The sequence below is a fragment of the Clostridium cibarium genome (genome assembly GCF_014836335.1).
Classification (GTDB): Bacteria; Bacillota; Clostridia; order Clostridiales; family Clostridiaceae; genus Clostridium; species Clostridium cibarium.
Window position 1 is genome coordinate 40204 of sequence record NZ_JACSRA010000009.1, and the last position, 13142, is coordinate 53345.

The following is a 13142-nucleotide window of genomic DNA, read 5'->3' on the forward strand; positions in this document are numbered from 1 at the left end:
TTGTTCTTTTATTTCTCATGAGTTATACTTAACTTATAAAAATGTAAAGATTGGTGATGTAACATGGAATTAAGTGAAAAACTAAGGATTTTAACTGGTGCAGCTAAGTACGATGTGTCTTGTTCTTCTTCTGGCTCAAGTAGAAGTTCAAAAAAGGGAAGCATTGGCTCAACGGCTACAAGTGGTATATGCCACAGTTTTACTCCAGATGGAAGATGTATATCTCTACTTAAAATACTTTTAACAAATTATTGTATATATGATTGTTCATACTGTATTAATAGAAGATCTAACGATATTGAAAGGGCTTCTTTCACTGCTGAAGAAATTGTAAATATAACTATGAATTTTTATAGACGTAATTATATAGAAGGTTTATTCTTAAGTTCTTCAATTATCAAAAGTCCTAACTTTACTATGGAACTCCTTACAACAGTTGTTTACAAATTAAGAAATGAACATAATTTTAGAGGCTATATTCACTTAAAGGCAATTCCCGGAGCTGATGAAAATCTTATAAAAAAAGCTGGCTCATTAGTTGATAGAATGAGTGTAAATATAGAGTTACCTTCATCAAGTTCTCTTAAATTATTAGCCCCTGAAAAGAATAAGGATGATATTTTTAAGCCTATGGGAGATATCAAAAATAATATTATTGTAAGCAAATATGAACGTGCAAAATATAAAAATTCACCTATTTTTGTTCCTGGAGGTCAAAGCACTCAACTTATTGTTGGTGCTACAAAAGACAGCGATTTAAATATCTTAAACTTAACAGAAAACTTATATAACAAATTTGATCTAAGAAGAGTTTACTATTCAGCCTATATTCCTGTTAATAATGGTGAAAATCTTCCTGCTTTAAAAAATCCGCCAACCCTTAGAGAGCATAGACTCTATCAAGGTGACTGGTTACTCAGGGTTTATGGATTTAAGGCAAAGGAATTACTAAATGACAAGAATCCAAATTTCGATATTAACTTTGATCCTAAGACAACTTATGCTTTAAACAATATTGACCTATTTCCTGTAGAAATAAATAAAGCCCCTTATAACACGCTTATAAGAATTCCTGGCATTGGAATACGTGGTGCCCAAAAAATAGTAAGTGCACGTAAAATTAATTCACTAGACTTTTTTGATTTAAAAAAACTTGGAATAGTTATAAAGAGAGCTCAATATTTCATTACCTGCAAGGGTAAATATTATGGTTCAGTATCCTTTGACCATATGAAAATAAAAAAGGCTCTTACTCCTAAATTTGATTTAAATTTAATAGATGACGATGCAGAGCAATTAACCTTTTTTAATAACAATATGAATAATTTAATTCTTCCCATGAATTCTAAAAATAACAAATTACTTTTATTAACTGATAAATCCACTTCAATTACAGGTGAATTATAGGAGGCTTATTTTGAAAGAATATGTATATGATAATACTTTTGAAGGTTTATTTACTGCCATTTTCTATGCCTATAGCTTTAAAGAAGATAGCATAATAACTAAATCCAAAGACTATATCCCCTCATTTCTTAATGAAATCATAAATATTAAAACTGAATATGATAAATTTGAGAGAGTTTACAAAAGTATTATAGAAAAACTTAGTGACGATGTATTAAGAAATATTTATTACCTATATCTTAGTGATATTTCAGAATCAGATTCTCTCTCTTTAAAATACCTAAGGCTTTGCTATAGTATTGGAGTAAATATTAACTTGGCTAAGAATAATGATATTATAATTTCAGTTGATAAATATGTAAGAAAGGTTACTCATGAAGCTCATAGATTTACTGGATTCGTTAGGTTTAAAGAGGTAGGTCCATTAAGCTTTTACGCTTCTATTGAACCTGATCACAATATTTTACCTCTAATACTTAGTCATTTCACTAGAAGATTTTCTGATCAAAACTTTATAATTCATGATTTAAAAAGGGAACTTGCAATAGTATATAATAAAGACTCCGCTGTTATAACTGAATTGAAAAAGGAAAATTCTAAAATTCTTGTTTCCTCCAATAACGATGATGAATTTGAAGCACTTTGGAAGACTTTTTATAAAGCAGTTAACATAAAAGAACGTAAAAATCATAGATTGCGTAATCAACATATGCCTAAGAGATATTGGGATCACCTCACAGAACTTATATAAAAACAATAAGCAAAAAGGGCTGCACTAGACTCAGTTTCAAAAACTTCATTCTAATACAGCTCCTTCTTACTTTTCATTATAATCACTAATTATTACTTATATCAATCTCTTGAAAAAATTTATCTTCTTTTATATATGTATCTAAAGTTATATTTTTATATTGGCTCACGATATCTTTTAAGTTCCCCAAACCTAACCCTCTATTCTGACCTTTAGTTGAAAAACCATCTTTAAATAACTTACTGAGTGGAGGCATTTCTCCTTTGAAAGTGTTTATAACAACAATAATTACAGATTCTTTTTTCTTTATCAATCCTATATTAACTGTTTTTTCTTCACTTTCTAATGCTGCTTCAATAGCATTATCAAATATTATTCCTAAACATCTGCTTAATTCTATAATATCCATATTAATCTTAGTTATTGGCTCAATTACATCGATTATAATATCTAATCCTAATTCTTGAGCACGAATAACTTTTGCTGATATAAGACTTTTAATTTCAGATATTTCTATATTTTTCAACAAACCTAACTTATAATTATTCCTATTTATTTTTCTATTTAACGGATATATATGCTCATTGAAATAGCCTTCTAGAGCATCGATATCTCTATCTTCAATAAATCCCCCCATAGTTGAAATCATATTTATATAGTCATGCCTAAATTTACGCATATCCATATACAATTGCTCCAAGTTTTCAGTATATTCTCGAAGCTTGTCCATTTCCATTTGTTTATATCTAAATTTCTCTTCTTTTCTCATTATTAAAAATATTGAAATACAGATACAAACCATTATAAACCCATATACTGTAAACACAGCGCCATTTACTTCTGTCAAATAAACAGGATTAGAAGATTTGTTCCAATTTATATTTACATAAAATAATATAAAAGTTGCTAATAATATTATATATACTAAAGCAAAATGTTTAGAATTATAACTGTTAACTATAAATCTCTTATACTTTACAAACAATTTTCCTACAAATTTGCTAATAGGAAATAATACTAATGCTATGATAGTACAAGCTATATAATATCCTACTCCAGTTTCTAGAAATTTATCTGACATCAACTTTATAGTAAGAGTTCCAATAAAACTATCTACTACTACTATGGTCAATGTTATAACTATTCCCAAAACTAAACTTTCTTTTACTTTATGACATTTTTTATAAATAAAAAACATTGGAATAATATATGAAGATACTGAAGCAAATTTAGAATTAAATAAAAATATCGTCATATAAGTTACTACAATCAAAAGCATCATAACAATATATTCCTTAACCTTAAGCTTATAAGGATTAATATTTACAAATGCTATTAATAGCGCAATTACAGAAATTATAATTGAAGTTAATATATTAATACTATACATTACATTTCCTCCTTACATACTTCTCTATATCAGTATAAATCAAACTTAATTTACAATAAATAAAAAAATATATATTATGGAAACTTTTCTATAATCGCACTATCCTTTTAATCAATCCATCTCTAAACAACTTCATATTTTTTGTAATTATTATAACTTGCCTTAAATAACTTATAACTCCAAGGTAAAACGCTTAAAGTTTCAAGAATTAATGCAAACATTGTTAAATTAAATATACTTTTGTTTAGTAATAACAAATTTATTAGTATTAAAATAGATGACATTATTGTTGTTTGAATTTTAAGCTTTTTTCTATGTTTTGCACCTAAAATAGGACGTTTTTCTGTATCAGCTGGAGAATACTTACATAAAAGCACTGCACAAATAACACATATAATGCAAGCTAAAGAACAATTTATAGGATACTTCACAGAAATATATGAAGCTCCAATATAAGATGTTAAAGTAATAGCCATGCATGCTAAGTTGTTTTTACAATGCACACCTGCTGCTGTACATCTTATTGATGCAAACATAATAAAAAATAATAAAGCTTCTTTTATGACTCCAATATAAAATGCTACAACAAATACTACTACAAATTCAAGTACATTAAACATTATAACCATAATCCCTAAATATAGCTTTTCTAATTGTAGCGGATCTAAATTTAACTTTTTCTTAAAATAATTAAACATTCTCATACATATAAAATTACAAGGATTAAAATTTCGTAATAATTCTTTCATCTAATGACTTCCTTATTTTTCATCTGAATTTGTATTTTCTAATAAACTAAGAGATACCTCAGGTTCATAATAATTTAAAATTATTGAATATTCCTTTGCATGTACATCTCCTATCTTCATAAAAGTTTCAGCTATCTTTCCTGTTAATGTTGATTTAGAATTATTGTTCATATTATAAAACCACCTTTTTAAAATATTTATTTTATATTTTTAGTATAGCTCGTCTTTTCATCTTTAAATAAAAACAGTAAAAACGTATACACTTTATATAAAAAACGTAATTATTTAACACAAAAATGTAATATCTGCGCATTTTTTAATAAAATCTTCAAATTATATACATACATTGTGTTAAAATATTGTAGTATACTAAAATATATGATGTTTTGTTAAATTATAGGACTGGGTGGGATAAAAATGCTAAAAATTTTTATATGTGAAGATGACAAAATCGAAAAAGAAAGGCTCGAAAAAATTATAAAGAACATTTTAATTATAGAAAACTATGATATGGATATAGAACTAAGTACTAATGATCCTTTTAAAATAATAGATTATTTAAAATCTATTAGTGTTTCCGGACTATACTTTTTAGATGTTAACTTGCATTCTAAAATTAACGGAATCCAACTAGCTGAAAAAATAAGAGAATTTGATCCTAGAGGATTCATAGTTTTTATAACTACTCATGCAGAAATGAGCTATTTAACCTTTCTTTATAAAGTTGAAGCCATGGATTATATAATAAAAGATAATTATAACAATGTTGCCCAAAGGATAAGGGACTGCATAATTAATTCCAATAGTAGATACACATGTAAATCTCCAACCATTCAGGAGGTATTCTCCATAAGGGTTAATGATAAAATAATTAACGTTGATTTTAATGACATAATTTTTTTCGAAACTTCCTCAACTATTCATAAAATCACATTACATTCTACCAGTAGATTGATTGAGTTTTATGGAAAAATGAAAGAAGTAGAAAATATGCTCTCTGATAATTTTTGTAGATGCCACAATTCATTTATAATTAATAAAAATAAAATTAAAGAAATAGATAAGAAAAATCGCATTGTGTATATGATAAATGATGAAGAATGTCTTATCTCAACCCGCGGCATAAAAAAATTATTATCTAAATAAGTACTTAATTCCCTATTGCTAGTACTTCATGAAATATTAAGAAGCCCCGACACTTATTTGGGGTTTCTAATGATAAAATATTTTCTAATATCAATCTTGATTTATAAATATACAATAATCACAAGTGAATTCTTTTCCAACATCTAAAGAAATTACTCCTGGTTTCTCTCTATAATCTCCATTAAAATCAACAGGATCAGCATGTCCAACCCAAGGTTCAATGCATATAAGAGGAGCTTCATTTGGCTTTGACCATATTCCAAGGTAAGGAAACCCTTCAAAGTTCACAGAAATACTCTTACCATTCCTAGCACTTTTTAAAGTTACCTCATTGGAATTTAAATTCTCGAATATTAATGCATCTTGGATAAATAAGTTTTTAGATAATTTTAAAATGTTTGTATTATCTAAAACAAGTTCACTTTCTCCTGTAAATAGAAGAGACTCTTTATCAAGTAATTCTCTTCTGGCATTTTCATTCTTATTAAACTCTAAATAGTAGTCTTCAAAATCTTCTCCTTTAATTAAAGGACAATTAAACCCTGGATGTGCCCCTATAGTAAAGTAAATTTTTTCATTATCTATATTTTTAACCTTATACGTTACTTTTAACATATTTTTATATAACTTATATTCAATATCTAATTGAAATTTATAGGGATACTTTTTTAAACTTTCCTCACTACTTACTAATCTGTACACAATAGTATTATCTTTATTCTCTAATAGATCAAATTCATAGTCTCTTGCAAATCCATGTTGCCCAAGCTCAAATTCCTTTTCTTCAACCCTATATTTATTATCTTTAACTCTTCCTACTATAGGAAATAATATAGGTGCATGCCTACCCCAGTATTTTGAATCAGCTGTCCATAAATACTCTACATTGTCCTTCTTTCCCTTTATACTTATAAGCTCTCCCCCATGACTTGATGATAAAACTTCTAAAAACTCATTTTCAAATTTTACAATCATAATTTTCTCCTATCTATTTGGGTAATTTTTACAATATAAATATTATAGCATAACTATTTAAAAATGCTATTCTTAAATTATATATTAACCTACCTTATGTTTACTGACATAGATATTATCAAATCGCTTAGTTCTAAGTAAAATTAAAAGCGCCACTATAAATGCAGTAGCACATATCATGAATATCATATAGCTATTACCATATTCATATACAACGCCAAAAATATATCCGAAGAAAGCTTTACCTATGGATGTAGATGCATTAAATAAAGTAATTGCAGTACCCAACATTGCTGTATTAACAGAATTTCTAATATAAGTTAGACTACCAACTGTAGAAATCGAAACTCCTAAACAATGAAAAATACTTGCTGCTAAGAATGCATAGGAATTGCTAGTTACTGAGTAGATTCCAAATCTTAATATCATTGAAAGTACAACTAAAATATAATATTTTTTAAATCCTATTTTTTTAATTATCTTAATAGCTATCATTAGGAATACTACTTCAGGCAACACTGTGATAAAAGTCATCCAGCTGATTAAAGATTCAGAACCTCCTAAGGTAGATACTAAATGATTTCCCGCATAATTAGTTGAAGAATCAACAATCACTGTTGTTAATATAGTAATCCCTAAAATAAATCTGTAATTTTTATTAGTTATTAATTCTTTGAGGTTTCCTTGTTTTACTTTATCCTCTTTATTTTTGTCTTCTCTTGAATTCTTAGGGAAACTAAAGGTAATTGGCAACGCGATAATTAATAGCCAAGCATAGCTAATAAATAGTGGTCCGTCTAACCCAATCTTATCTGCCAAAAAGCCAACAATCATACTAGATAACATATATCCTAAAGATCCCATCGCCCTAATAGAACCATAATTACCACCAATCTTGTGACAGTAGCTAGTAGCTAAAGTATCTGACATTGGTGTGGTACCTAACCGTAACATCTCTAATCCTATTGCACATAAAATTATTTCTAAGTAGGTTGATGCATTGTAATATAAAACAACCATTACTAATGCGCCACCAAGAGAAATTTTTAATAAAGCATTATACCCTTTAGTCTTATCTCCAATTATCCCCCATATAGGAGTAACGCAAAATCCAAATATTAAACTTAACGCTGTAATTACTCCAATTTGAGACCCACTTAACTTAGCACTTTTCTCTAAATATACATTTATATATGGCATAAATGACCCTATTGCTCCATAATATATTAGATAAAATAGCTTAAATTTAAAACTGTAGCTATCTTTCATTATTTTTACTCCTTTTATTTAATTTAATAGTCCCACTGACCATAACATCATATCACCTTATTTAATATCATGTCTAGCTAAGTGGGGCCTATTTTATGTACTCCATTAATCTGTAAAAATACAACTTTCTAATCTATTTATGCCACATAGTTGTATGTTAATTTTCCTTACTAAGTAAATGATATGCTTTATTTAATCATAATAAAAGAGAGATTTTTTCCTATTCTATAGGAAAAAATTCTCTCTTTATCTATAAGATTATTTATTTTTACTCTAAAATCATCAAAGCCTGCCCTGTTTTTACTTGTTGACCTTCTTTTATAAGTAACTTTTTAACAGTTCCTGGGACAGAACTATTTATTATTGTTTCCATTTTCATAGCCTCAACAACTATAACATTTTGATTTTCCTCTACCTTATCCCCTTCTTTAACCAGCACATTTACAACAGTACCTGGAATACTTGATCCTATTTCATACTTATTATTTGGATCTGCCATTGGAACCTCAATAGTTTCTGACTTAACTGCACTTAACTTATCTTGAATCTTAATTTCTTTTCTATTACCATTGATTTCAAATTCAACATTTCTCTTTCCTTCACTATCAAGTTTTCCTATTTCAAGTAGCTTAATAATAAGTACTTTTCCTTCAGCTACCTCAACTTCACATGTTTCTCCTTCTTTTAACCCGTGGAAGAAAATATCACTACCCATCCTTTTTAGGTTTTCATATTCATTAACATTTTTCAAATATTCTTCAAAAACATCTGGATAAAGTGCATAACTTAAGATTTCCTTCATAGAAGAATTTATTTCATATTTTTCATCTAAATATTTTTTTATTCTTTCAAAATCTTCTGATGGAAGAAGTTCTCCTGGTCTACAAGTTATTGGCTCTTCATTTTTAAGCACCAACTTTTGTAGATCTTTTGGAAAACCACCCATAGGTTGCCCCATCATACCTTTAAAATAAGCTGTAACAGAATCTGGGAAAGCCATGCCCTTTCCTTTTTCAACGATATTTTCAGGTGTTAAATCATTTTTTACCATAAATATTGCCATATCTCCTACCATCTTTGAAGAAGGAGTAACTTTAACAATATCTCCAACCATACCATTTACTTTTCTGTACATCTCTTTTATTTCATTAAATCTATGCCCAAGTCCAAAACTTTCAACTTGTGGCTTTAAGTTTGAATACTGTCCCCCTGGTATTTCATACTTGTATATTTCAGCACTACCTGACTTCAAATCAGATTCAAACTGTTCATATACAGGTCTAACCGCACTCCAATAATCTGATATCTTTTGAATACCTTCTAAATTAATTTCTGTATCTCTATTTGTATTCTTCAAAGCTGCAACTACAGAATTTAATGCAGGCTGACTTGTTAATCCTGACATACTGTTAAAGGCTGTATCCACTATATCAACACCTGCTTCAGCAGCCATTAATACTGTAGCCACGCCATTTCCTGTTGTATCATGAGTATGAAGATGAATAGGCATTGAAACTTCTTCTTTTAAAGCTTTAATTAACTTAAATGCTGCATAAGGCTTTAATAAAGCCGACATATCCTTTATTGCAAGTATATGAGCTCCAGTTTTCTCAATTTCCTTTGCCATCTTAACATAGTAATCTAAATTATACTTATCTTTTTTATTATCTAAAATATCTCCAGTATAACATATACAAGCTTCTGCTATCTTACCATTTTTGATGACTTCATCAATTGCAACTTCCATTCCCTTTATCCAGTTTAAAGAATCAAATATTCTAAATACATCTATACCTGAATTAGCTGACTCCTTAATAAATTCTCTAATAACGTTATCTGGATAATTCTTATATCCAACTCCATTTGCTCCTCTAATTAACATTTGGAATAATACATTAGGAATTCTTTTTCTAAGCTCTGTAAGCCTTTCCCAAGGATTTTCCTTTAAGAATCTATAAGCTACATCAAAGGTAGCTCCTCCCCACATTTCATATGAAAATAAATCCTTTCCATGTAATGCTGAAGCCTCTGCAATTTTAATCATATCTGTACTTCTAACCCTTGTAGCCATTAACGATTGATGAGCATCTCTCATTGTTGTATCTGTAAGAAGTAACTTATTTTGTTCCTTTATCCACTTTACAACTCCATCAGGACCTTCTGAATCTAATATTTGCTTAGTTCCAATTAAAGGTTCGGTTAATTGTATTTTTGGCACTTTAGGAACGTCAAAATCCTTCTTAACACCTAAAGTTTCATTTACAACCTTGTTTCCAATATATTTAAGTACTGTTAATTCACTATCTATCTTTGGTGTTGTTAAAAATAATTCTGGATTATCTGCTATAAAGTTTGTATCACATTGGCCACTTAAAAATGTAGGATGATTTAATACATTAATTACAAAGTCTACATTTGTTTTTACTCCATTTATAACAAATTCCTGAATTGCACGAATAGCTTTTCTTGCAGCATCATTAAATGTTCTTGAATAAGCTGATGTTTTAACTAATAAGCTATCATAATATGGACTAATAATTGCACCTGTAAAGCCATTTCCACCATCTAACCTGACTCCAAATCCTGAACCTGTTATGTATTCTTCAATTTTTCCTGTATCTGGTGCAAAATTGTTAGCTGGATCTTCTGTTGTTACTCTACACTGTATTGCATATCCTCTTGTTTTTATATCATCTTGGCTAAATAATCCTATTTCATCAGATTTTAAACCATAACCTTCTGCTATTAATATTTGACTTTGTACAAGGTCAACCCCAGTGACTAATTCTGTTATGGTATGTTCAACTTGTATTCTTGGATTCATCTCTATAAAGTAGTGATTACCATGCATATCTACTAAGAACTCTAATGTACCTGCACTTCTATATTTAACGTGTTTTGCAATTTTTAATGCATCTTCACATATTTCTTTTCTTTTTTCATCAGAAATAGCAAAAGCTGGTGTAAATTCTATTACCTTTTGATGTCTTCTTTGAATAGAACAATCTCTTTCATATAGGTGAACTATATCACCATTTTTATCTCCTAAAACTTGAACTTCTATATGCTTTGGTTTTTCAATATATTTTTCTATAAATATATCATCTATTCCAAAAGCTTTTTTAGCTTCATTTTTTGCACTATTGAAAGATTCTAATAAATCTTCTTCTTTTCTTACGATTCTCATACCTCTGCCGCCACCACCAGCAGCAGCCTTTAACATTACTGGATATCCACAGAAGTTTGCATATTTTAATGCTTCTTCTTCAGTATTTATAGGCTTTTCAACTCCTGGTATAGTTGGAACTCCAACTTCTTTGGAAACTAGCTTTGATTTTATTTTATCCCCAATCATTTCTATCATTTCGCCAGTAGGTCCAATAAACTCAATACCTGCTTCTTCACACTTTCGTGCAAATTCAGGATTTTCAGATAAGAATCCATACCCTGGATGAATTGCATCTACACCCTTTTTTAATGCAACTGCAATAATCTCATCAATATTCAAATATGCTTCAATAGGTCCTTTGTTTTTGCCAATTTCATATGCCTCATCTGCTTTTGTTCTAAATAAAGCATACTTATCCTCCTTTGAGTAAATTGCAACTGTCCTTATTCCAAGCTCTTTACAAGCTCTAAATATTCTAATAGCAATTTCTCCTCTATTAGCAACTAAAACTCTTTTAAATTTTTTCAAGATTGTGCCCCCTTCTTCATTCGGTGTTTTTTACTCATATTATTATACCATTAGATATAATATTGAATACAGTATTTTTCAATATATTTTGCTGAAAATTGCAATTTAATTATAATGAAAATTGCAATTATTAGCGAAATCATTAGATTTATATCAATATAATGCATACTTTTCTACTTTTAACAACTCAAAATCTTTATAATCTAGTGAAAAAAAGGAACTTGAATCCAAGTCCCTTTTCAAAATACTTATTCTTTAAATATATCTTCTAATTTTATTTTTAGCTAGCTTCGCTTACTTCTTCATCATCCGCAATTTCTTTATTTTCATTTTTAGCCAGTCCAAATCCATAGTAACAACAAACTAAAATTAATAACCATACTGGTCCAACAATAACTGCTATTAAAGTATCTGGACTAAAACACATAACCACTAATACAAAAAATAAGAAAGCCATACTTATATAATTAGTTAGTGGATATAATGGCATTGGAAATTTTAATTTAGATACTTGCTCTTTATTAAGCTTCTTTCTAAATTTCATCTGTGCTAATAGAATTATAAACCATACAAAGATTCCTGCAAAAGTTGCAACACTTGTAACATATGAAAATACTTTACCTGGAACAACATAGTTAAGGAAAACTCCTATAAGCATACAAAATGATGAAACCAAAATTCCGTTCTTAGGAACTTGAGCTTTGCTAAGTTCTCCAAACATCTTAGGCGCTAAACCTTCACGAGATAAGTTATAAAGCATACGACCTGTTGTGAATATTCCACTATTACAAGCTGACAATGCAGCAGTTAATACAACAAAGTTAATAATTCCAGCTGCAGCGCTAATTCCAAGATTACTAAATATTAAAACAAATGGACTTCCAATTGTTCCTATCTTGTCCCATGGATAAATAGACATCATAACAGCTAATGCTCCTACATAGAATATCATAATTCTCCAGAAAACCTTGTTTATAGCAGATGGTATAGTTTTATCTGGATTTTTTGCTTCACCTGCTGTAACACCAATAAGTTCAATCCCAACAAAAGCAAAAGCTACCATAGCTAATGCGCTAATAGGTCCACTAAATCCATTTGGAAAGAAACCTCCATTAGACCAAAGGTTTGAAATTCCTGTAGCAACACCACCATTACCAAATCCAGTTGTAATCATTACTACTCCTACAACTATCATTGCAATAATGGTTACAACTTTTATAAGTGCAAACCAAAATTCAAATTCTCCAAAAGCTTTTACTGCAACTAAATTTACAAGTGTCATACAAATAACAGCTCCAAGGGCTGATAGCCATTGTGGAATAGATGGAAACCAAAAGTTAATGTAAACACCTACTGCAGTAACTTCTGCCATACAAGTTACAATCCACATAAACCAATAAGTCCATCCTGTTAAATATCCAGCAAGAGGAGATATGTAGTCATTTGCATATGAACTAAAAGAACCAGCTACTGGTTTTTCTACTGCAACTTCTCCAAGGGCACGCATTATGAAAAACAATATAGCTCCAGCAACTATGTATGTTAACAACAAAGCTGGTCCCGCTTTATTTATAGCACCTGCAGATCCTAAAAACAATCCTACTCCAATGGCCCCTCCTATGGCCATTAATTGAATATGCCTTTCTTCTAAACCTCTATGCAATTCTTCATTTTCTACTTGTTTTTCTTCTTTCATAGTATATACTCCCAAAATTTATTTCTTCAAATTAAAATTGTAATGTGAATATTGTATCACTC

Annotated in this window: 10 protein-coding genes; 3 read left to right on the plus strand and 7 right to left on the minus strand. The window is 29.2% G+C overall.

All coding sequences use genetic code 11. The features are described 5' to 3' along the window. The first annotated feature begins 63 nt into the window (after positions 1-63). On the plus strand, positions 64-1407 hold the full coding sequence (locus H9661_RS07320) for a putative DNA modification/repair radical SAM protein (RefSeq protein WP_143318242.1): 1344 nt from the start codon (positions 64-66) through the stop codon (positions 1405-1407). Between the two features lie 10 nt (positions 1408-1417). Next, positions 1418-2158, plus strand: a complete 741-nt coding sequence (locus H9661_RS07325) for a TIGR03915 family putative DNA repair protein (RefSeq protein WP_143318241.1) — start codon at positions 1418-1420, stop codon at positions 2156-2158. An 85-nt stretch (positions 2159-2243) separates the two neighbouring features. Here H9661_RS07325 and H9661_RS07330 read toward each other — a convergent pair whose 3' ends face one another. The 3 genes from H9661_RS07330 to H9661_RS07340 form a co-directional block, all read right to left on the minus strand. Next, complete coding sequence (locus H9661_RS07330; RefSeq protein ID WP_191768028.1) at positions 2244-3548, minus strand: sensor histidine kinase; 1305 nt, start codon at positions 3546-3548, stop codon at positions 2244-2246. Positions 3549-3670: 122 nt separating this feature from the next. Beyond that, entirely contained in the window at positions 3671-4297 is a 627-nt protein-coding gene (locus H9661_RS07335; RefSeq protein ID WP_191768030.1) for an accessory gene regulator B family protein, read from the minus strand. 12 nt (positions 4298-4309) lie between these two features. Next, the gene (locus tag H9661_RS07340; protein ID WP_185966885.1) at positions 4310-4468 is read right to left on the minus strand and encodes a hypothetical protein; all 159 of its coding nucleotides are present in this window, start codon (positions 4466-4468) and stop codon (positions 4310-4312) included. 246 nt (positions 4469-4714) lie between these two features. On the opposite strand from H9661_RS07340, the gene H9661_RS07345 reads away from it, so the two are divergent. Next, a complete protein-coding gene (locus H9661_RS07345; protein WP_143318238.1) occupies positions 4715-5443 on the plus strand; it encodes a LytR/AlgR family response regulator transcription factor in 729 nt (242 codons plus the stop codon). A gap of 90 nt (positions 5444-5533) precedes the next feature. Here H9661_RS07345 and H9661_RS07350 read toward each other — a convergent pair whose 3' ends face one another. From H9661_RS07350 to H9661_RS07365, 4 genes are all read right to left on the minus strand, one after another. Continuing rightward, the gene (locus H9661_RS07350) at positions 5534-6418 is read right to left on the minus strand and encodes an aldose 1-epimerase family protein (RefSeq protein WP_191768032.1); all 885 of its coding nucleotides are present in this window, start codon (positions 6416-6418) and stop codon (positions 5534-5536) included. A gap of 84 nt (positions 6419-6502) precedes the next feature. Beyond that, positions 6503-7687: an MFS transporter gene (locus H9661_RS07355; RefSeq protein ID WP_191768034.1), complete on the minus strand. Its 1185-nt coding sequence runs from the start codon at positions 7685-7687 to the stop codon at positions 6503-6505. A gap of 268 nt (positions 7688-7955) precedes the next feature. After that, positions 7956-11384, minus strand: coding sequence for a pyruvate carboxylase (locus H9661_RS07360; RefSeq protein WP_191768036.1), 3429 nt, complete (start codon positions 11382-11384; stop codon positions 7956-7958). A gap of 280 nt (positions 11385-11664) precedes the next feature. Further along, positions 11665-13080, minus strand: coding sequence for an amino acid permease (locus tag H9661_RS07365; RefSeq protein ID WP_191768038.1), 1416 nt, complete (start codon positions 13078-13080; stop codon positions 11665-11667). Positions 13081-13142: the final 62 nt, after the last annotated feature.

Excerpts from the sequence above, each read along its gene's own strand:
- H9661_RS07320 (WP_143318242.1), top strand. The coding sequence starts at position 64 with ATGGAATTAAGTGAAAAACTAAGGATTTTAACTGGTGCAGCTAAGTAC.
- H9661_RS07330 (WP_191768028.1), bottom strand. The coding sequence starts at position 3,548 with ATGTATAGTATTAATATATTAACTTCAATTATAATTTCTGTAATTGCG.
- H9661_RS07335 (WP_191768030.1), bottom strand. The coding sequence starts at position 4,297 with ATGAAAGAATTATTACGAAATTTTAATCCTTGTAATTTTATATGTATG.
- H9661_RS07340 (WP_185966885.1), bottom strand. The coding sequence starts at position 4,468 with ATGAACAATAATTCTAAATCAACATTAACAGGAAAGATAGCTGAAACT.
- H9661_RS07345 (WP_143318238.1), top strand. The coding sequence starts at position 4,715 with ATGCTAAAAATTTTTATATGTGAAGATGACAAAATCGAAAAAGAAAGG.
- H9661_RS07350 (WP_191768032.1), bottom strand. The coding sequence starts at position 6,418 with ATGATTGTAAAATTTGAAAATGAGTTTTTAGAAGTTTTATCATCAAGT.
- H9661_RS07355 (WP_191768034.1), bottom strand. The coding sequence starts at position 7,687 with ATGAAAGATAGCTACAGTTTTAAATTTAAGCTATTTTATCTAATATAT.
- H9661_RS07365 (WP_191768038.1), bottom strand. The coding sequence starts at position 13,080 with ATGAAAGAAGAAAAACAAGTAGAAAATGAAGAATTGCATAGAGGTTTA.